Source organism: Pseudomonas sp. AC252 (assembly GCF_979258105.1).
Map to the genome: position 1 here is coordinate 24,250 of NZ_OZ409837.1, position 21,848 is coordinate 46,097.

9 protein-coding genes are annotated in these 21,848 nt (G+C 61.8%); 4 read left to right on the forward strand and 5 right to left on the reverse strand.

The window, feature by feature from the left end; genetic code table 11:
- Window positions 1-127: 127 nt before the first annotated feature.
- Window positions 128-1,450, reverse strand: coding sequence for an ATP-binding protein (locus ACZZZ4_RS00145; protein ID WP_463546995.1), 1,323 nt, complete (start codon window positions 1,448-1,450; stop codon window positions 128-130).
- Entirely contained in the window at window positions 1,450-2,130 is a 681-nt protein-coding gene (locus ACZZZ4_RS00150; RefSeq protein ID WP_039759813.1) for a response regulator, read from the reverse strand. Before ACZZZ4_RS00150 ends, ACZZZ4_RS00145 begins: the two co-directional genes overlap by 1 nt.
- Window positions 2,131-2,383: 253 nt before the next feature.
- Here ACZZZ4_RS00150 and ACZZZ4_RS00155 point away from each other — a divergent pair, with 253 nt between their 5' ends.
- From ACZZZ4_RS00155 to dsbG, 4 genes are all read left to right on the forward strand, one after another.
- The gene (locus tag ACZZZ4_RS00155; RefSeq protein WP_415761911.1) at window positions 2,384-3,076 is read left to right on the forward strand and encodes a hypothetical protein; all 693 of its coding nucleotides are present in this window, start codon (window positions 2,384-2,386) and stop codon (window positions 3,074-3,076) included.
- Between the two features lie 97 nt (window positions 3,077-3,173).
- Window positions 3,174-4,907: a protein-disulfide reductase DsbD gene (dsbD, locus tag ACZZZ4_RS00160; RefSeq protein WP_463546996.1), complete on the forward strand. Its 1,734-nt coding sequence runs from the start codon at window positions 3,174-3,176 to the stop codon at window positions 4,905-4,907.
- Window positions 4,907-5,788, forward strand: a complete 882-nt coding sequence (locus ACZZZ4_RS00165) for a TlpA disulfide reductase family protein (RefSeq protein ID WP_039759818.1) — start codon at window positions 4,907-4,909, stop codon at window positions 5,786-5,788. The genes dsbD and ACZZZ4_RS00165 overlap by 1 nt, the downstream gene beginning before the upstream one ends.
- Window positions 5,764-6,534: a thiol:disulfide interchange protein DsbG gene (gene dsbG, locus ACZZZ4_RS00170; protein ID WP_039759820.1), complete on the forward strand. Its 771-nt coding sequence runs from the start codon at window positions 5,764-5,766 to the stop codon at window positions 6,532-6,534. Before ACZZZ4_RS00165 ends, dsbG begins: the two co-directional genes overlap by 25 nt.
- Window positions 6,535-6,564: 30 nt before the next feature.
- On the opposite strand, the gene ACZZZ4_RS00175 is transcribed toward dsbG, so the two are convergent.
- From ACZZZ4_RS00175 to ACZZZ4_RS00185, 3 genes are all read right to left on the reverse strand, one after another.
- A complete protein-coding gene (locus ACZZZ4_RS00175; protein WP_463546997.1) occupies window positions 6,565-7,593 on the reverse strand; it encodes a ParB/Srx family N-terminal domain-containing protein in 1,029 nt (342 codons plus the stop codon).
- Between the two features lie 166 nt (window positions 7,594-7,759).
- A complete protein-coding gene (locus ACZZZ4_RS00180; protein ID WP_463549236.1) occupies window positions 7,760-8,590 on the reverse strand; it encodes an alpha/beta fold hydrolase in 831 nt (276 codons plus the stop codon).
- Between the two features lie 185 nt (window positions 8,591-8,775).
- Window positions 8,776-21,774 (reverse strand): non-ribosomal peptide synthetase, encoded by a 12,999-nt coding sequence (locus ACZZZ4_RS00185; RefSeq protein WP_463546998.1) that lies wholly within the window; start codon window positions 21,772-21,774, stop codon window positions 8,776-8,778.
- Window positions 21,775-21,848: the final 74 nt, after the last annotated feature.

A 21,848-nucleotide genomic window follows, 5' to 3' on the forward strand; every position in this document is an offset into this window, starting at 1 on the left:
GTTACATTTGATGTGCCAGAACATGTTTTTTTGGGAGCGAGCCTGCTCGCGAAAGCGTCGGACCAGTCAACGTCGATGTCGAGTGAGTTACCGCATTCGCGAGCAGGCTCGCTCCCACAGGGAACGGTCAGAGGGTTTGCAACGGCATGGTCAGTTCGACCCGCAAGCCATCCGGGCGGCTGTCGAAATGCAGGGCACAATCACAGCGCTGAACGATCGCCTGGACAATTGCCAGCCCCAGCCCGCAACCGGTGCTCTGGCCGTTGCGCCAGAAGCGCTGGGTCAGATGCTGCAAATCATCTGGCGCAATGCCGGGGCCATGGTCACGCACGACAAAACGCACGCGCTTGCCGATGTTTTCCAGATTGACCTCGACCGCACACTCTTCAGGCGTATGGCGCAGGGCGTTGTCGAGCAGGTTGCGCAGGGCAGCAATCGCCAGTACCGCAGGCATTTGCAGCGGCGCGGCGGACAGGTCACCCGGCACATGCAGTTTGATCCGCAGTCGTTCACCGCCGGTGGCGTCCTGGATCGCCAGTCGGGCCACTTGCTCGGCACTGCATTGCGAACCGTCATCGAACGACAGACTGCCCTCGACCCGCGCCAGCAACAGCAACTGTTCAAGGGTGCGGTGCAGGCGATCGGCGCCCTCCTCGGCGCGAGCCAACGACTGATCGCGGGCGCTGCCATCGGTCATGCGCGCCACTTGCAGGTGGGTCTTGATCGCCGTCAGCGGGCTGCGCAATTCATGTGCGGCGTCACCGGTCAGGCGGCGTTCACGCTCGATGGTCTTGCCAATGCGCTGGAACAATTGGTTCTGGGTTTCCAGCAACGGCTTCAATTCGCTGGGAAACGCTTGCAGCTGCAATGGCTCAAGGGAATCGGCATTGCGCCGCATCAGCGCTTCGCGCAGGCGATTCAGTGGCGCCAGGCCCTGACCGATGCCTAGCCACAACAGGCACAGACAACCCAGCAAGGCGACGCCAACCGGTACCGAAGCGGCGAGCAGAATCGACATGTTCAAGGCTTCGCGCTCGATCTGCCGGTCTGCCGTCGTGATGCGCACATCGCCGCGGGCCAGGGTAAAACTGCGCCACGGCGCGCCGTCGATCATCTGATCGTGGAAGCCCATTTTCTCGGCTTCCAGCGCTTGCTCGGGGTTGTTGTGGCTTCGCGCGAGAATCTCGCCGCGCAATGAGCTGACCTGACAGGCCATGCCGCCGGGAATGTTCAGCTGTTCAGCACTGAAGTGGGTGCCCTCGCCTTTGCTCGGCAGCGTCGGCAATTGCTCGAGCAGGCCGGCGACCATGCGCGCCGAGGCAACCAGACGCTGATCGAGAGAAAACATCATCTGATTGCGCAAATCGCTGAGCATCCACGCCGCCGCCAGTGCCCAGATCAGCGCGAAGGCGGCGCCGAGCGTCAGGCTCAGGCGCAGGCGCAGACTCATCACTTGCCTTGCTCTGCGCCATCGGCAGGCCCGAGGCGATAGCCCAGACCGCGCACGGTTTCGACGATGCCTTTACCAAGCTTGCTGCGCAGATGATGGATATGCACGTTCAGTGCGTTGCTTTCCAGTTCGTCGTTGAAACCGTAGACGCTGTCCTTCAGTTGCTCGGTGGACAGCACCCGTCCGCGATTGTGCAGCAGTGCCTGCAACAGTGACTGCTCGCGGCGCGACAAATCCACCGGTTGCCCGGCCAGACGGGTTTCCCGGCTGCTCGGGTCGTAGGTGAGCGCGCCGTGCTCGATCAGATTGACGCTGCGCCCGGCCACTCGGCGCAACAAGGTTTGCAGCCGAGCGAACAGTTCGCGCAGGTCGAAAGGCTTGAGCAGGTAGTCGTCAGCGCCGGCCTGCAAGCCGTCGACACGATCAGTTACTGAATCGCGAGCGGTGAGAATCAACACGGGGATTTCCAGGCCGCTCTGGCGCAATTGCTGCAGCAACTTGAGGCCGTCTTCGTCGGGCAGGCCGAGGTCGAGCACCATCACGTCGAATTCCGCAACCTTGAGCATCGCCCGCGCCTTCGACGCGGTGTTGACGTGCTCGACGGTCAGGCCCTGTGCCGTGAGCCCGGCAACGATACCGCTGGCGATCAGTTCGTCGTCTTCGCAAACCAGTACGTGCATGGGGGCTCCGTGGATAAAAACGCGAGTGAAACAGGCGAAGATTAAGGCGCAATTATGGCGCTACATGTCGGGTTCGGGAAGCTGCACGAAAACAAAGTGGGTTATCGCGTATCAGCGGCGAATGCGAGGCCCAGCGTCACAACTCTTTTTTGCTGTTTACCCATCCAGAAACAATTCCGGACTGTATCGAAAACATGACTTCATTTAGTTTCTGCCTGCCGCTTCGAATCCACTTTTCAACGGAATTTAAAACATGAGCAACTTGAATAACTTCGTCGCCATAGACTGGCGCTCCGGCCCCGATCGAATTTATTTCTTTTTCAAGGACACCGACACTTATTCGCGCTTTGATATTGGCGACAATAGCGTATCGGAAAATTATCCAGCCTCAACTGCTGGCAGCTGGGATACTTTCGACCCCTATATAAAGGACCTGCGCTTCGGCTTGACCACCACTTCGTTTGGCTGGAATGCCGGCAGTGACGAGGATATTGCCTGGTTGTTCTTTTATCAGGGAACAACGCCGATGGTCTGCAAATATGACCAGGACAACGATAAGGTGGCTGCTTTCTACAAGGTCGCTGACTCTATCTGGAAGCCGATCCTTCCTTATTTCGACAAGATTATCGCCGGCACCTGGTTTCAACTTACCGGCCACCCCTTCCTGTTCCGGTTTATCCTTGATGACGGACACTATCTCTCTTTCAACTACAAGGCCAAGACCCTTACGCGCAACCGCTTCGGCGAATATCAACTAGGCGCGCTGAAACCCTATAAAGACCGAATTATCACTGCGGCACAGAATGACCGGACATTCGCGGACAGCTACTGGTACATCTTCCTCACCAACAATCAGTATTTGACCTACAACATTCAATCCGACCGACTGGTTTCCGGCCCCACAACAATCAATGACGACAATTGGCCCGGCCTGCTGCGTGGCTGATTGGTCAATCCCGGCGAGGCTAGTAGGATAGGGTTAATTATCGGTTAATCGCCGCCGCCCATCCTGCACCCCACTTGCACAGGGACAAGGCTCCTCCATGCGTCATTTTTTTCTTCTGTTTGCTCTGCTGATTTCCGGTCTGGCTCAGGCCGGAAACAATCCGTTCGAGTCCAAGCCGGACTTTTTACCCGTCGACAAGGCATTCGTACTGACTTCCGAGCGTCTGGAGTCGGGCGAAACCCAGCTGTTCTGGCAGATCACCGACGGCTACTACCTCTATCAAAAACGTTTGAAATTCGACGGACTGGCCGCCGATCAGCAGCCGGTGCTGCCTGACGGCGAATCCCACAGCGATGAGTTCTTCGGCGAGCAGCCGGTCTATCGGCAAGGGCTGGAAGTGAAAATCCCCGCGGCGGCCAGCGGTCAGATCAAGGTCAGTTATCAGGGCTGCGCCGATGCCGGTCTGTGCTACCCACCGCAAACCCGGGTGATCGATCTGGGCGGCAAAGCCGCAGCAACAACGGGCGCTGAAGCGCCGGATCAGGCGTTGGCCAGCAGCCTGCAACAACGGGCGCTGGGCTGGAGCCTGTTGGTGTTCTTCGGTCTTGGTCTGCTGTTGGCGTTCACGCCGTGTTCGCTGCCGATGCTGCCGATTCTGGCCGGCATGATTGTCGGCAGTGGTGCCACGCCTCGGCGCGGGTTTGCCTTGGCCAGCAGCTACGTGATCTGCATGGCGCTGGTCTATGCGGCGATGGGTGTGATTGCAGCGCTGCTCGGTGCAAACCTGCAGGCGTGGTTGCAGAACCCTTGGCTGCTCGGTGCGTTTGCAGCGATTTTCGTGGTGCTGGCATTGCCGATGTTCGGCTTCTTCGAGCTGCAACTGCCGGTGGCCCTGCGTGATCGACTTGAACATGCGTCGCGCAGCCGCAGCGGCGGCAGCCTGATCGGCGCCGGTGTGCTGGGCGCATTGTCCGGTCTGTTGGTCGGGCCGTGCATGACCGCGCCACTGGCCGGTGCGCTGCTGTACATCGCACAAAGCGGTAACGCCTTGCACGGTGGGCTGATCCTGTTTGCGCTGGGCATCGGCATCGGTGTGCCGCTGTTGCTGCTGGTCACCGTCGGTAACCGCTTCCTGCCGAAACCCGGCGCGTGGATGAATCTGCTGAAGGGCATATTCGGCTTCCTCTTTCTTGCCACTGCATTGCTGATGCTGCGTCCGGTGCTGGATTCGTCGTTGTGGCTGGGTCTGTGTGGCGCGCTGCTGGTGATTGCGGCTTACAGCGCCTGGAAACAATCCGCAGGTTTTGGCCGCGTCGCGCAGATGTTTGGCGCCCTGTCCCTGTTGCTCGGTTTGTGGGGCAGCGTGTTGGTGATCGGTGCGGCGGGCGGCAGCGATGATCCGTATCAGCCGTTGCAGGTCTACAGCGTCGGCCGTGTCGCCAGTGCAGCGCCAAGTAGTCACGACGCCTTCACCACGATCAAGGAGCCGGCCGCCCTGCAACGTGAACTCGACGCGGCCAAGGCGCAGGGCCAGTGGGTATTGCTCGATTACTACGCCGATTGGTGTGTGTCGTGCAAGGTCATGGAGAAGAAGGTGTTCGGTGAAGCCAAGGTCATGCAGGCCCTGAGCGATGTGCGCCTGCTGCGCCTGGATGTGACCGCCGACAACGCTGCCAGCCGCGAGCTGCTCAGTCGCTATAAAGTGCCGGGGCCGCCGACGTTCATCTGGATCGGCGCTGACGGCGAAGAACGCCGCAGCCAGCGCATCACTGGCGAGGTCGATGCCGACACCTTCCTGCAACGCTGGTCCACTACCCGAGACGCCAACTGATGCTGACGTTCACCCTCGGCACTTTCGCCATCGCGCTCAACCACCTGCTGCTGATCAGTGCTTTGGCGCTGGCGACGTTTGTCGGCTGGCGGGTGGCCAAGCGCGGCGGCGATAACCCCGAGTCGGCGCTGTTCAGCCTGTTCTTGCTGGGCATGCTTGCGGCGCGCATTGCGTTTGTCGCTCTGTACTGGTCGCACTATCGCAATGACCCGTGGCAGATCATCGATCTGCGCGACGGTGGTTTCCTCGCCTGGCCTGGGGTGATCGTTCTGTTGTTGGCGGCGTTGTATCGCGGCTGGCGCCGCCCCGGACTGCGACGCCCGCTGGGCTTCGGCGTGGTCAGTGGCGTAGCGTTCTGGCTGCTTGCCACCCTGTCGCTGAACATCTATGAACAGGGTACGCGGCTGCCGGATATTTCCCTGCGCAACGCCGCCGGGGAAAAGATCAAGCTCAGTGACTATCAGGGCGGCCCGCTGGTGATCAACCTGTGGGCGACCTGGTGCCCGCCGTGCCGGCGAGAAATGCCGGTGCTGGAAAACGCCCAACAGCAGCGACCGGACCTGACCTTCCTGTTCGTCAATCAGGCCGAAAGCATGCAAAGCGTGGCGACATTTCTGGAAACCCAGGGCCTGAGCCTGAACAACGTGCTGTTCGACCGCAATGGCCGTCTCGGTCAGGCCGTGGGTTCCATGGCGTTACCGACTACGCTGTTCTATAGCCCGGACGGTCGCTTGCTGACCAGTCATCTCGGTGAACTGTCGAACGCCAGCCTCGCCCGCGCCCTGGAAACCTTCGACACTTCACCTTCAAGCCCGAATCAGGCCGTTGCCCCGGCCAACTCTGCAAGGAAACTGCCATGCCCCGCCTCCGCCACCTGCTGACGCTGACCCTGGGCACTGCCCTGCTGCACTTGCCGTCGGTGCAGGCTGCTGAAGAACTGCCCGCGGCGATCAAAAAGATTGAAGCCAAGGGCGCGAAAATCGTCGGCCAGTTCGACGCCCCCGATGGCCTGCGCGGGTACGCCGCGCAATACCAGAATCGCGGCATGGCGCTGTACCTGACCCCGGACGGCAAACACGTCGTGGTGGGCAATCTGTACGATGCCGACGGCAAGGACCTGAGCAGCGAACCTTTGCAAAAACTCGTCTACGCGCCGATGTCCAAGGAAGTCTGGGCCAAGTTCGAGGCTAGCAACTGGATTCAGGACGGCAACAAGGACGCGCCGCGCACGGTGTACCTGTTCAGCGACCCGAACTGCCCATACTGCAACATGTTCTGGGAACAGGCACGGCCATGGGTCAAGGCGGGCAAGGTGCAGTTGCGCCACATCATGGTCGGCATCATCCGCGAAGACAGCCCTGGCAAGTCAGCCGCGCTGCTGGCAGCGAAAGACCCGGCCAAGGCCCTGGAAGATCACGAAAAAGCCGGCAAGGGCAGCGCGCTGAAGGCCCTGAAAGACATCCCGGTCGCCGTGCAAACCAAACTCGCGACCAACATGCAGTTGATGGAAGACCTCGAACTGCAGGCCACCCCGGCGATTTTCTACCTGGACGACAAAGGCGAACTGCAACAACAGCAAGGCGCGCCTTCGCCGGACAAGTTGGTGAAGATTCTCGGGCCGAAATAGCCTTCACAAGCACTGACCGGTGCGGGTTGATCAGTACTCACACCGTTCGATAATGTCCTGCAAGTGCTCAGTCTTTCCCTGTTCCGTGAGAAAGGTTGTCACCTCAGCGCACCACGCTTGGTCTGAGGGAATACCGGCCCAAGCGTGCGTCCCCGCCCAATGCCAGGGACGGTCGTCAAACGTATTGATCAGCGCTTGATTGAATGTGTGAACGTTGAACTTGGGATTTTTCGCATTCTGCAATAACAACGAACCGAACACGCGCTGTTGCGTTGCATCGCATGGTTTGATTTGCTGGGCTTTGGTCGAGCTCAGGACAATGAAATCAGGTTTGACACCTTCATCGAGCGCGGCCTGCAATCTGTAATGTCCATCGATGATCACGTAAGAACACAGCCCACCCACATACCAGAGCAGGACCGGCGGCAAGCTGCCCTCCCTGGCTTTTTTGCGCCACCATTTGAGGCGACCTGCCAAAGGGTCCACCGTGTGCAGACCGATCAAGTGCCCCAAATCCCAATCAAGCCAATGCACGGTGTGCGGTTGCACATTGTCGAGAATGCCCTCGCCGCGCGCGTACCAGTTGGGCAAATGACTGGACGCATCGGCCGGGGTGGAAAAATACCAGCCATCCCGACCTGCGACGGGTTTGTATCGGCTAACTGCTGGCAATAAAGGGCGCGCCACCCAGTGGCCGGGATAGAGAAAGTCCGCCTGATTGTTCATCAACTGGTTGATGAAATAGCGACACCAGCGCGGGAAGCGCTCTTGGACGGGTAATTCAAAGTGCTCCTGTACGTCAACCGAACCGATGGGTGGCACGGATGGCGATTCGAGTTGAACGGGCCGCGGATTGCGAACCAGCCAAGCACCGTAATATGAGGTGGCAATGGTCGCCCAGAAGAGTGGGCTTTCATTGAGCATCAACTTCATCCGCCCGTTGTTGCCACTTTGCAGATAAAGCGGCGGTTTGCTTGATTTCGATCGGTTGACCTCAATACTCAATCCAACCCACTTGTCCTCGAGATCCTTGAGGTCACGCCACCAGAACTGTTGCACGTCGTTCCCTTATCAAATGCTTTTACAGATGAGTTTCACACTCGCGATTGTATTGTGCCCTGAGAGGCCCTTTCGCGAGCAGGCTCGCTCCCACGGTTGACTGCATTTGCATTCCCTCAGCAAGAATGCGATTAACTGTGGGAGCGAGCCTGCTCGCGAATGAAGCTCACTCGGTCTTGCGGTTGCGCTCGGCCAGAAACGCCAGCAGCGCCTCAGTGACAAACTCGGGATTCTCGAGATTGGAGATATGCCCCGCCTCCGGTACCAGCACACACGGGCAGCCAATCAATTCAGCCATTTCCCGGGCTTCGGAGGGTGGCCGTGGTTTGTCCTGATCGCCGCACAGCACCAGTGTCGTCGCCGGGTTCAGCTCGCCCAGGCGTGGCAACAGATCGTCGCGGCCAAACGTGATGCGTCCCATCGGTACAATGCTGTCGCGCAGACGCTCGGGCGAGTAGCCGTGCAGTTTTGCGCGGAAGTCCTGATACAGCGCCGACTGCGGGTCGATGCCCGGGCGGAAGAAGATCGGCACGACGATGTCGAGCAGTTGTTCGGAGATGGTCCCGCTGTCTTCGATCTGCTTGAACAGCGAGAAGTAATACTGCCGGGTCGGTTCCGGCTCGACGCCGACGTAGGTGTCCATCAGCACCAGACCGTTGAGACGTTGCGGTGCGGACAATGCCAAACGCGCGCCCCACATGCCGCCGACCGAAAGCCCGACCAGAGTGACGCGGTCGATGTCCAGATGATCAAGCAAGGCCTGCGCCTGTCGGGCAATGTCATCCAGCGATGTGGTGTCTTCGGGTAACTTGCCGGACTCGCCATGCCCCCACAGATCCAGGGCCAGGACGCGATAGTGCGCAGTCAGTGCGGCAATCTGCGGCGCCCACATCGCTTGATCCCAAAGATAGCTGCCAGCCAGCAACACGGCCGGGCCGGTGCCTTGATCAATGTAGTGCAGCGCTTGTCCGTCAACCGTGAAAAAGGCATCGACCACCTCCGCGAGAAAAAACAGAACCGGCAGACTGAGCTGCCGGTTGTTGATCGTCAAGGATGGAAATGTACGGCAATGTACAGACGCCATTCGCGAGCAGGCTCGCTCCCACAGGGGATTTGTGAACACCACAGATCCCGTGTGGGAGCGAGCCTGCTCGCGAAGAGGCCGGCCCAGGCGCCGGAGAATTACAGTCCCTCCAGCTCTGCCATCAGATCATTCAACCGATCAACCTTGTCTTCAGTCATGTCACTGGCCGCCAGCCCATCGATGTATTCGGCCAGTTCCTCCACCGTGCTGCATTCGAACATCGCGCGCAGCGGCACGTTGCGTTGCAGGGCTTTTTGTACCCGCGATGCAATTTGCGTAGCCAGCAGCGAATGCCCGCCCAGTTCGAAGAAGTTGTCGCGCACGCCGACCTTTTCCACTTTCAGCACCTCGGCCCAGATATCAGCCAGGGTCTGCTCCAGTGGATTGCGCGGCGCCAGATAATCCGCACTTTGCAACTGACCGATTTCCAGTGCCGGCAAGGCTTTGCGGTCGAGTTTGCCGTTGGCATTCAGGGGCATTTGCTCCAGCCATAGCCAGTGCAGCGGGACCATGTATTCCGGCAGTTCGGCGCGCAGGCGCTGCTTGATCAGTTCCAAACGTTCGCCCGGATTGAGCGCTGCATCGGCCGCGACCAGATAGCCCACCAAATGCTTGCCGTTGACGCCTTCCTGCACACCCACCGCAGCGTCGCGCACTTCCGGTTGTTCGTGCAGGCGCGCTTCGATTTCACCGAGCTCGATACGGTAACCGCGAATCTTCACTTGATGATCGACGCGGCCGACGTATTCCAGCACGCCATCGGTGCGGCGCCGCGCCAGATCACCGGTGCGATACAGACGCTCGCCCGGCGCGCCGAACGGGTTCGGCACAAACACCGGCGCGGTGCGCAGCGGATCGCTGACATAGCCGCGCCCGACGCCGGTACCAGCCACGCATAATTCGCCCACCGCGCCGAGCGGCACCAGATCCAGCGCGCCATCGACCAGGTACAGCGAGTTATTGTCGGTCGGCGTGCCGATCGGCAAATAGCTGCCGCGCGTCGACGCCATGTCGACGCGGAAGAACGCCACGTCATCCGAGCATTCCGCCGGGCCGTAAGCATTGACCAGACCAATGTCCGGGTAACGCAGCAGCCATTGATGGGCCAGTTCCGGCGGCATCGCTTCACCGGTCGGCAACATCCAGCGCAAGCCGTCGAGGCTCATGTGATCAGCGGCGAGCATGCCCTGAATCAGCGACGGCACACTTTCCAGCACGGTGATGCCCTGCGCCTGTACATGCGCCAGCAGACCTTGCGGATCGTGGGCAATCGCATTCGGTACGATGTCGACCCGCGCGCCGAACAACGGCGCGGCAAGGAACTGCCAGACGGAAATGTCGAAGCTTTGCGAGGCGGTCTGCCCGATCACATCGGCCTCGCTCAAGTCGAGGTAAGGACGTTTGCTCAACTGGTTGTTGAGCATGCCGCGCTGCTCGACCATCACGCCTTTAGGCAGCCCGGTCGAACCCGAGGTGTAGATCACATAGGCGAGATTGTCCGGGCCACTGTGGATGCCAGGATTGTGCGTCGCTGCGGCCGACGCCTGGACCTCTTCCCACACCAACAAGCGCGGACGATTCGAACAGCCAAATTCCTCGAGCAGGGTTTGCGCCTGTTCGCGGCAGGCTGCGCTGCACACCAGCAACGGCGTGCGGCTGAGCTCGATGATGCGGCTCAGGCGCTGGCTCGGCAGGCCCGGATCCAGCGGCAGATAACCAGCGCCGGCCTTTAAGCTGCCGATGATCATGCCGAGCAGGTCGAGATTACGCTCGGCCAGCAGCGCCACCGGTTGATCCATGCGCACACCGGCAGCGACCAGAGCATGGCCGAGGCGGTTAGCGTTGTGGTTCAGTTCGGCATAGCTCAATTGCTGATCGAGGCAACTGGCGGCAATGCGCTGCGGTTGCGCCGCGACCTGCGCTTCGAACAGCGCCACGTAGCTCTGCTCCAGCGGGTAGTCGTGACCACTCTGGTTACAACCGTGCAGGAGGAAATCGCGCTCTTCGTCGCCCAGCAGCGGCAAATCGGCCATGTCGCCATGGAAGCCATCGACCAGCGCCAGCAACAGGCGCTTGAACTCAGCGAGCATGCGCTCGACCGTCGACTCGTCGAAATAACGCTGGTCATACGACAAATGCAGGCCAAGGTCATCGCCCGGGTAGCACACCGCCGTCAGCGGGAAGTTGGTGTGGGTACGGCCGGAATCCGAGGTCGCATTCAAGCTCTGCGCACGGTCGAGCACCGAGACTTCCACCGGAGCGTTTTCGAAGACGAAGAGGCTGTCGAACAGCGGCTGGCCTTTGGGCAATTCGCTCTGTTCCTGGATGTTCACCAGTGGCAGGTATTCGTACTCGCGCAGCTGCATGTTGCTGTCGAGCAAAGCGCTGAGCCACTGGCGCACGCTGCTGCGCTGATCGTCCGCGGGCATCTTCACCCGCAGCGCAATGCTGTTGATGAACAGACCGACAGTGCGCTGCATTTCCGGCATCTCCACCGGACGCCCGGCCACGGTGACGCCGAAGAGCACGTCGTGATCGCCGCTCAGGCGCCGCAGAACCAGCGCCCACGCAGCCTGGGCGAAAGTATTGACGGTCAGTTGATGGGCCTGCGCCAGTTCCCGCAGGCGTGCACCGTCCTCAACATTGAGGCGGGTGTAACGGTCACCAACGATCATGCCGCCACTTTCGCCGGCGTGTTCGCGCAGGAACGGCCGGTCGCTCGGGATCGGCGTGGTGCGCTCGAAGCCTTGCAGATTCTGCCGCCACCACTGCCGCGCCTCGGCCAGGCTCTGACGTTGCAGCCAGCCGATGTAATCGCGATAGCGCGGCGGCACACTCAACTGCGCTTCACGACCTTCACCAAGGGCGGTGTAGATCTCGAAGAAGTCGTTCATCAGCAGCGAACGGCACCACGCATCGATGAGGATGTGGTGGTTGCTCATCATGAACCAGTAGCGCGCCGCGCCGACCTTGATCAGGCGCAGGTGGAATGGCGCCTGATTGAGCAGATCAAACCCGGCCTCGCGCTCGCTTTTCAGCAGCGCTTGCAGCTGTGGTTCCTGCTCGGTTTCGGCGACCGCGCTCCAGTCCAGATACTCGATCGGCGTACGTCCCGGCGTATGGATCACTTGCAGCATGTCTTCGCCAACGTTCCAGCAGAACGAAGCGCGCAAAGCTTCATGACGAGCGACCACCGCTTGCCAGGCCTGGGCGAAACGCTCGGGGTCGAGTTCGCTGTTGATGCGATAACGATCCTGCATGTAGTACAGACCGGTGCCCGGCTCGAGCAAGGTGTGCAGCAACATGCCTTCCTGCATCGGCGTCAGCGGGTAGACATCTTCGATATGCGCGGCCGGCACCGGCAGCGCATCGAGTTGCGCCTGAGTCAGTCTGGCCAGCGGGAAGTCCGACGGCGTCAGGCCGCCGGCTTCGTCTTGCAGACAATGGGCGATCAGGCTTTGCAACTCGCCGAGGTAAGCGGCGGCCAGATCGTTAATGGTTTGCGCCTCGTAACGCTCGGCACTGAAAGTCCAGCGCAGCAGCAGCTCACCACCGTAAACCTGACTGTCGACACTCAGCTCGTTGGGCAACGGCGCCTGCGGATCGTGGGCGGCACCGACCGCCTCATCCAGCGGACGGAACAGCGCATCGCTGCCGAAGCTCTGGTCGAACTGGCCGAGGTAATTGAAGGTGACCGGCGCCTGCGGCAGCGCGGCCATGCTATGGCGGCAGCCGTCATCGGCCAGATAACGCAGCACGCCATAACCGAGACCTTTGTGCGGCACGGCGCGCAATTGCTCTTTGATCGCTTTGATCGAAGCGCCCTGCCCGGCGGCTTCTTCGACATCATGCGGGGTCAGGCGCAGCGGGTAAGCGCTGGTGAACCAGCCGACCGTGCGGGTCAGGTCGATCTCGTCGAACAGGGTTTCGCGACCGTGGCCTTCCAGTTGAATCAGAGCAGAAGGCTGACCGCTCCAGCGGCACAGCACACGGGCCAGCGCGGTCAGCAGCAGGTCGTTGACCTGGGTGCGGTAAGCGCTCGGCGCCTGTTGCAACAACTGTCGGGTGCGCTCGGCGTCGAGGCGCACGCTGACGGTTTGCGCATGGCGATTCTGCCTGCCGCCCTGCGGGTTTTCGCAAGGCAGATCAGCGCTCGGCCCGGCCAGTTGCGCCTGCCACCAGCTCAATTCCTCACGCAGCGATTCGCTGCCGGCGTAAGCCTGCAAACGCGCGGCCCAGTCCTTGAAGGCGCTGGTTTTAGCTGGCAGTTTCAGCGGCTGCGCAGCGTCGAGCTGGCGATAGGCGGTTTGCAGATCATCCAGCAAAACGCGCCAGGAAACGCCGTCGACCACCAAGTGGTGGATGGCGATGAACAGGCGCTGCTGACCACCCGCAACATCGACCAGCACTGCGCGCAGTAATGGGCCGTTGTGCAGATGCAGACTGCGTTGCGCGTCGGCGAACAGAGATTCGCACCGATCCAGCGAATCGACGCTGACTTGCCAGAGCACATCCTCATTCGTCAGCGCTTGATGCGTCGCTTGCCATGCATCATCGGTTTCAGTGAAACGCAGACGCAGCGCATCGTGCTGCTCGATCACGGCCAGCAAAGCTTGCTGCAATCGTTGCGGCTCGAGGCGCGCAGTCGGTTCCAGCAACAGCGCCTGATTCCAGTGCTGGCGCTGGGGAATGTCCGTATCAAAGAACCAGTGCTGAATCGGCGTCAGACGCGACTCGCCGACCACCAGGCCTTGCTCGGCTGTCACTTGCTGGGTGCGACTGGCAACGGCGGCGAGCGTCTGCACGGTCTGATGCTGGAACAGGTCGCGCGGACTGAAATGAATGCCCTGCTGACGCGCGCGGCTGACCACTTGAATCGACAGAATCGAGTCGCCGCCGAGTTCGAAGAAGTTGTCGTTGAGGCCGACCTGCCTGACGTTGAGCACATCGCACCAGATCTGCGCCAGGGTCTGCTCCAGCTCATTGCTTGGCGCGACATAGTCCTGACGATTGAGCTGCGGATCCGGCGCCGGCAAGGCGCGACGGTCGAGTTTGCCGTTGGCGGTCAGTGGCATGCTTGCCAGCAGCATCAGGTGGGTCGGCACCATGTAGTCCGGCAGTTGCGCCTTGAGGTGCGACTTGAGCGCTTTGCGCAGTTCAGCCTGTTGCGCTTCGCTCTGGTCGGCGACCTCCGTAACGAGGTAACCCACCAACTGCTTGCCACTCGGCGCATCCAGCGCCAGCACCACTGCTTCGCGGATCGAAGGGTGATCGAGCAGGCGCGTTTCGATCTCGCCCAGTTCGATGCGGAAACCGCGGATTTTCACTTGATGGTCGATCCGCCCCAGATACTCGACCAAACCATCGGCACGCTGGCGCACCAGGTCGCCGGTGCGATACATGCGCCCGCCGTCAGCGGCAAACGGGTCCGCGACAAAACGCTCGGCGCTGATGCCCGGGCGGTCGTGATAGGCCTGAGCCAGACCGGCGCCGCCGACAAACAATTCACCGGTCGCGCCTTGCGGCACCAAGGCCAGATCGGCATCAAGAATGTACGCGACCCGAGCACCGATCACGCTGCCGATCGGCACACTGCCGGCGCCCTCTTCCAGCACCTGCGGCGCCAGACTGGCCAGCGGCATGACCACGGTTTCAGTCGGGCCGTAAGCATTGAAAAACTGCGCCGGTTGGAATGCCGCGCGGATGCGCTGTAGATGCTCGCCCGTCAGCGCTTCACCGCCGGTGATGATCATGCGCACCGGCAGGACGTCATTCTGCGTGGCAAGGAACTGCGCCAACTGGCTGCCGTAGCTCGGCGTGAAGCCGAGGACGTTGATTCGATGCGTGCGAATCAAACCGCAGATTTCTTCCGCGTCCCACTGCCCTTGCGCCCGCAGCACCACCTGCGCACCGCTGAGCAGCGGCACCAGCAAACGTTCGGTGGCGGCGTCGAAGTTGATCGAATAGAAATGCAGTTCACAGTCGTCCGGGCGCATGCCGAAGCGTTCGATCACGGCTTGGCAGTGCATGGCAATTTCGCCGTGGGAGACCACCACGCCTTTCGGTTTGCCGGTCGAGCCCGAGGTGTAAATCAAGTAGGCCTGATGTTGCGGCAGGCTGATAAACGGCAACTCGCTGGCCGGATAGTCGGCCAATCCCGGGCTGTCGTCTTCCAGACACCAGCGCGCCACGCCCGATGGCAAATCACCTAGGGCCTGGAGCATCGCCCGATCGCTGAGCAGCAGACCGATGCGGCTGTCTTCGATCATGTAATGCAGACGGTCGAGCGGGTACTCCGGATCCAGCGGCACATAGGCGCCGCCAGCCTTGAGAATCGCCAGCAGGCCGATGACCATTTCCAGCGAACGCTCCAGCGCCAGACCGACCCGCACTTGCGGGCCGACGCCGCGCTCACGCAGCGCCCAGGCCAGACGATTGGCCCGGGCATCGAGTTCGGCGTAGCTCAGGGTCTGCCCGGCGAAGGTCAGCGCCGGCGCGTCTTTGCGCGCCAGTGCCTGTTCGGCAAACAGATGATGGATGCACTGGTCGAGACGATGTTCGCCCGGCTCGACGCCAAGGCTGTCGAGCAGGTGCTGTTGCTCGGTGTTGTCGAGCAACGGCAGTTCGCTGAGGCGTTGCTGCGGATCAGCGATCAACGCTTCAAGCAGGTTGCGCCAATGCCTGGCCATGCGTTCGATGGTCGGTTCGTCGAACAGATCGGTGCTGTAAGTCAGGCAGCAGCCGAGGCGATGGTCGAGGTCGGTGACTTCCAGATTGAGATCGAACTTGGTCGCCCGCGCATCGTTGGCCAGATACTCGACGGTCATCCCAGCGAGCGTGCGGCTCTGCTGGAATTCCCAGCGCTGCACGTTGCACATCACCTGGAACAACGGGTTGTAAGCCGCGCTGCGCGGTGGCTGCAAGGCTTCGACCAAATGATCGAACGGCAGATCCTGATGGGACTGGCCTTCGATCACGGTGTGGCGCACCTGCTCGAACAATTCGCCGACCGACATCTGCCCGTCGAGCTGGCAACGCAGCACCTGGGTGTTGAGGAACGCCCCGATCAGCCCTTCGCTTTCAGGGCGGATGCGGTTGGCCACCGGTGCGCCGATGCGCAGGTCGGTCTGGCCGCTGTAGCGGTAGAGCAACGTGGCGAGCGCGGCGGTCATGGTCATGAACAGGGTCAGGCCGTTTTGCGCATTGAACGTCCGCACCCGCGCAGCGAGATCATCGCTCAGATCGAAACGGAACAGCTCGCCCTGATGGCTCTGCACCGGTGGACGGGGACGGTCGCCGGGCAGTTCCAGCAGCGGATGCTCACGACCGAGTTGCGCGGTCCAGTAGTCGAGCTGGCGCTGGCGCTCGCCGGACTCCAGCCAGTTGCGCTGCCAGACGCTGTAGTCGAGGTATTGCACCGGCAGCGGCTCGAGCGGAGATTCGCGCTCATCGACAAACGCTTCGTACAGCGCACTGAGTTCACGGGCAAAGATGTCCATTGCCCAGCCTTCGGTGACGATGTGGTGCAAGGTCAGGACGAAGTAATGCTCGTGCTCGGCGATCTTGACCAGACAGGCACGCAGCAACGGACCAGTTTCCAGATCGAACGGCTGGTGCGCTTCTGCGTCAGCCAGTTGTTGCACTTGTTGCTCGCGCAGCTGCGCCGGCAGGCTGGAAAAATCCTTCCAGCCCATGCGCACACCGGTCTCGGCATGCACCTGTTGGCGGGCGACGCCATCGACACTTGGGAATGTGGTGCGCAGGGTTTCATGGCGCAGGATCAGCGCCTGCAACGCGGCCTCGAAATGCTCGACATGCAGCACGCCGCGCAAGCGCGCCATACCGCCGACGTTGTACGCCGGGCTGTCCGGTTCCATCTGCCAGAGGAACCACATGCGCTGTTGCGAATAGGACAACGGCACCGCTTGGCTGCGGTCGATTTTTGCAATCGGCAACTGTTGATTGGTGCGACCGCTGACCTGGATCAGGCGAATCTGTTCGGCGTAATCGCCCAGTTCGCTGTGCTCGAACAAGGTGCGCAGCGGCAGCTCCACGTCACAGGCCTGGCGTGTGCGTGAAATGATTTGCGTGGCCAGCAGCGAGTGACCGCCGAGGGCGAAGAAATCATCACGCAGGCCGACCTGGCTCAGGCCGAGCACCTCGCGCCAGATGCCGGCGATCTGTTGCTCCAGCTCAGTGACCGGTTCGATGTGTTCACGCACTTGCCATTGCGGCTCGGGCAAGGCGCGGCGGTCGAGTTTACCGCTGGGGCTGAGCGGCATCGCGTCGAGGCGCAGCAGTTGCGCCGGGACCATGTATTCCGGCAGCTCAGCGGCCAAAGCGTTCTTCAGCCGAGCGATTTGTTGGTCGGCATTTTCCTGCGTATCGCTCGCCGTGAAGTAGCCGATCAGTTGCGCGCCGGCAGCGGTTTCGCGCACCAGGACCACGGCCTGGGCGACGCCATTTTGCGCCAGCAGTCGCGCCTGGATTTCTTCCGGCTCAACGCGAAAGCCACGCAGCTTGACCTGCTGATCGAGACGGCCGAGGTATTCGATCACGCCATCAGAGGACCAGCGCGCACGGTCGCCGGTGCGGTACAAACGGGCGCCCTGCTCGCCCAGTGGATCGACGACAAAACGCTCGGCGGTCAACGCCGGACGACCAAGGTAACCGCGAGCCAGACCAAGACCGCTGACGCACAGTTCACCCGCGACACCCGCCGGCACTGGATTGAGATCGGCATCAAGGATGCGGCAGACCACATTGCCCAGCGGCCGGCCAATCGGCGAGCGCTCGCCATCGGCAGTTGTGCAGTGCCAATGGGTGACGTTGATCGCGGTTTCCGTCGGCCCGTAGCGGTTGTGTAACTGCACCGCTGGCAATTGCGCCAGTACCCGGTTGCGCAACTCGGCGGGCAAGGCTTCACCGCCGGAAAACAGCCGGCGCAGGCTGGTGCACTCGGCACTCAGCGGCTCGTCGATGAACAGCGCCAGCAGCGGCGGCACGAAGTGCAGCGTGGTCACGCCGTGCTTCTGAATCAGTTGCGCAATGCGATGCGGGTCACGGTGCTCGCCGGGGGCGGCAAGCAGCAGACGCGCGCCAGTGATCAGCGGCCAGAAGCATTCCCACACCGAGACGTCGAAACTGATCGGCGCTTTTTGCATCAGCACGTCGGTTTCGTCGAGGCGGTAAGTGTCCTGCATCCATTGCAGGCGCTCGGCCAGCGCGGCGTGGGTGTTGCCGACGCCTTTCGGTTGCCCGGTGGAACCCGAGGTGTAAATCACGTAGGCGAGGTTATCGCCGTGCAGTCGCAGGCCCGGTGCCTGGCTCGGCCATTTATCCAGGTGCAGCGCATCCATGGCGATCACGCTGACACCGTCGCTGGCCGGCAAACGCTCGAGCAATTGCGTCTGGGTCAGGAGCAATTCAACGCCGCTGTCACTGAGCATGTAGGCGAGGCGTTCGGCCGGATAATCTGGATCAAGCGGCACATAGGCGCCGCCGGCCTTGATGATCGCCAGCAGACCGATCAGCAGTTGCGGCGAACGCTCGGCGGCAATGGCCACGCACACGTCCGGGCCAACGCCTTTGTCGCGCAGGTAATGGGCGAGGCGGTTGGCTTGCGCGTGCAGCTCGGCAAAATCCAGGCTACCGCCGTCCCACAGCAGTGCGGTGCGTTGCGGGGTGCTGCGCAGTTGTTGCTCGAGCAGTTCCGGCAGCCAGTGTCGCGCCGGGGTGCACGGTGCGACGCTCCAGTCCTCTAGCTGATTCTGCTCGCCGGCGGTCAGCAAGCATAGATCGCCGATGGCCCGCTGCGGCCGTTGGCAAACTTCGCTGAGCAGAGTATGGAAATGCTCGGCCAGGCGCTCGATGGTCGCGGCGTCGAACAGTTCGCTGGCGTAGTCGAACGACAGGCTCAGGCGCCCGTTGCGATCCTCTTCGCTGTGCAATTGCAGATCGAACTTGGCCTCGCGGCTGTGCCACGGCAGTTCTTCGGCGAGCAGACCGGGCAGGCGCTTGAGCGCACTGAGGTCGCGCTGCTGATGGTTGAACATGACCTGGAACAGTCCGTGTTCGCGGGCCTGCGGGAAAGCTTCGAGCAGTTGTTCGAAGGGCAGATCCTGATGGGCCTGGGCGCCGAGTGCGGCCTGGCGGGTCTGGTTCAGCAACTCGGCAAATGTCAGGCGCGAATCGATTTGCGCACGCAACACCTGGGTATTGATGAAGAAGCCGATCAGGCTTTGGGTTTCCAGGCGCGGACGGTTGGCGTTGGGCACGCCGATGCGAATGTCGCGCTGACCGCTGTAGCGGTGCAGCAAACTTTGCAAGGCAGCGAGCAGAAGCATGAACGGCGTGGCTTCGTGGGCCTGCGCAGTCTGGCGAATCGCCTCGCTGAGTTTGCTACTCAAGCGCACGCTGTGGCGCGCGGCGCTGTGGTTGTGTCGGGCCGAGCGCGGGTGATCGGTGGCCAGTTCCAGCGTCGGATGGTCTTCGCCCAGTTGCGCTTTCCAGTACGCCAGTTGCCGCTCGCCCTCGCCTTGCGCCAGCCATTGCCGCTGCCAATTGCCATAGTCGGCGTATTGCGTGGGCAGCGCTGCCAGTGTCGCCGGCGTACCTTGGGTCGCCGCCGCGTAGAGACGCGAGAATTCGTCGAGCAGGATATTCAGCGACCAGCCGTCAGCGATGATGTGGTGCAGGGTCACCAGCAGTTGATGTTCTTCGTCATCGAGACGCACCAGTGTCACCGCCAGCAACGGGCCTTTTTCCAGATCGAACCGAGTGCGCGCCTGGTCTTCGCGAATCTGCTCGGCACGGGCTTCACGCTCGGGCATTGGCAAGTCGCTGATGTCGATCAGTTGCAGGTTGAATTCGGCATCCGCGAGCACTTGCTGCAATGCCACGCCGTCACGCTCGAAGAAACGTGTGCGCAGTGATTCATGGCGTTCGATCAGTTGCTGGAAGCTGTCGCGCACGGCGTTTACGTCCAGCTCGCCACGCAGGCGCAGGCCACCGGGAATGTTGTAGGCGCTGCTCTGTGGATCGAGTTGCCACGTGATCCACAGGCGGTTTTGTGCCAGCGACTGTGGCATCGGTTCGCTGCGCGATAACGTGCTGATTGCATCGTGGGCGCTGCCGCCAGTCTGTTGTTGCTGCGCCACAGCGGCGGCGAAGGCAGACAGGGTTGGCGCTTCGAACAGCAGGCGCAGGCTCAGCGCGACACCGAGTGCTTCGCGAACCCGCGCGACCACTTGCGTGGCGGCGATCGAGTTGCCGCCGAGCAGAAAGAAATGGTCGTCGCCACTGACTTGCTTGACGTTGAGTTGCTCGGCCCAGATTTGCCCGATCAACGCTTCAAGGTCCGAAGTGCTGCTGGTCGCGTTTTCCGTTGCGGCTGTGATCGAAGGGAACAGCGCGTAACTGTCGAGGCTGCCATCAGCCAGACGATTGCGGCACGCCGAGCGCTGTAGTTTGCCGCTGGAGGTTTTCGGCAACGCGCCCGGATTGAGCAGCACCACCACGCTTGGCGCCTCCTGATACGCCTCGGCCACGGCTTGGCGAATGGCTTTGATCAGCGCATCTGGCGCAAGGATTTTCTGCACGCTACGGCTGATTTCCGCAGCGATGCCAATGCCCTCTTCGCCGTTGTGAGTGACCGCGAACGCCGCCACACGACCCTTGCGCACCACTTCGACTTCGCGCTCGACAGTCTGCTCGATGTCCTGCGGATACAGGTTATGGCCACGGACGATGAGCATGTCTTTCAGGCGCCCGGTGACAAACAACTCGCCGTCACGGATAAAACCCAGGTCGCCGGTGCGCAACCAGGTGCGGCCGGCATGCTGAACAAAAGTCTTGGCGCTGGCTTCGGGGTTGCGCCAGTAACCGTGGGCGATGCTCGGGCCGGCGGCCCAGACTTCGCCGACGGCATTGTCGGCGAGTTCTTCGAGGGTATTCGGTTCGACGATCAGCACCGCGTGCTCAGGCTGGCTGATGCCGCAACTCATGACCGCGCTGCCGTCGCCCGGCTCGGCGCGGTTTTGCGCCAGCGCCTGATCGTCCACACGCAACGCCGGGATGCCGGTGCCGCGCGGTGTGCCAGCGACAAACAGGGTCGCCTCGGCCAGACCGTACGAGGCCATGAAACTGTTGTCGCTGAAACCGCAAGCAGCGAATTTTTCGGCGAAGCGCTCGAGGGTATCGAGACGGATCGGCTCGGAACCGGAATAGGCCACGCGCCAGCGGCTCAGATCGAGGCGCTCAAGGGCCGATTCGCTGACCCGCTCACTGCACAAACGGTAGGCGAAATCCGGGCCGCCGCTGATGGTGCCGCCGTATTCGGCGATCGCTTCCAGCCAGCGCAACGGACGGCCGAGGAAGTAGGCCGGCGACATCAGAATGCACGGCACGCCGCTGAAAATCGGTTGCAGCAGGCCACCGATCAAACCCATGTCGTGATACAGCGGCAACCAGCTGACGATGACGTCGTCCGGGTTGACGTCGATGCCGAAACCGTGACGGATCAGCAGTTCGTTGGCGACCAGGTTGCCATGGCTGACCTGCACACCCTTGGGCAACGCGGTGGAGCCGGAGGTGTATTGCAGGAAGGCGATGTGCTCGGCCGGCAGGCTCGGTTCAGCCCAGCGTTCGGCCAGCGCGCTGTCGAGGGTGTCGACACACAACAGCGGCGGCGCGCCGTCGATTTGCTGCAAGGCATCGCGCAGATCGGCGCTGGTCAGCAACAGCCTGGGTTCGGCGTCGGCGATGATCGACAGCAAACGCTCCTGATGATGCCGACGCGCGGATTCCGGCGGATAGGCCGGCACAGCGATCACACCGGCATACAGGCAGCCGAAAAACGCCGCGACGTAATCCGCGCCACTGGGAAACAGCAACACCGCACGCTCACCGAAACCGGCCTCGGCCTGCAACGCGGCGGCAATGGTGCGCGCCCTTTGATCCAGTTCGCGATAGCTGAGCACCACAGCCTGATCGGCGTTTTCGGCGAGAAAACGCAAGGCCAGTCGGTCCGGCGTCAGGGCCGCGCGACGCTTGAGGGCATGGACCAGGGTGCTGGGGAGTTCGAACGCGTCGGTCATGAGGTTTCCTGCCTGAATTCGGCTTGCAAGTGGAATCGGGTAGCTGCGTCACACCTGTCGAGAGGCGTGCGGGG

What these genes read in the sequence shown, in the direction of transcription:
- ACZZZ4_RS00155 (WP_415761911.1), top strand. Translation starts at nt 2,384, where the DNA reads ATGAGCAACTTGAATAACTTCGTCGCCATAGACTGGCGCTCCGGCCCC.
- ACZZZ4_RS00185 (WP_463546998.1), bottom strand. Translation starts at nt 21,774, where the DNA reads ATGACCGACGCGTTCGAACTCCCCAGCACCCTGGTCCATGCCCTCAAG.
- ACZZZ4_RS00150 (WP_039759813.1), bottom strand. Translation starts at nt 2,130, where the DNA reads ATGCACGTACTGGTTTGCGAAGACGACGAACTGATCGCCAGCGGTATC.
- ACZZZ4_RS00165 (WP_039759818.1), top strand. Translation starts at nt 4,907, where the DNA reads ATGCTGACGTTCACCCTCGGCACTTTCGCCATCGCGCTCAACCACCTG.
- dsbG (WP_039759820.1), top strand. Translation starts at nt 5,764, where the DNA reads ATGCCCCGCCTCCGCCACCTGCTGACGCTGACCCTGGGCACTGCCCTG.
- ACZZZ4_RS00145 (WP_463546995.1), bottom strand. Translation starts at nt 1,450, where the DNA reads ATGAGTCTGCGCCTGCGCCTGAGCCTGACGCTCGGCGCCGCCTTCGCG.
- dsbD (WP_463546996.1), top strand. Translation starts at nt 3,174, where the DNA reads ATGCGTCATTTTTTTCTTCTGTTTGCTCTGCTGATTTCCGGTCTGGCT.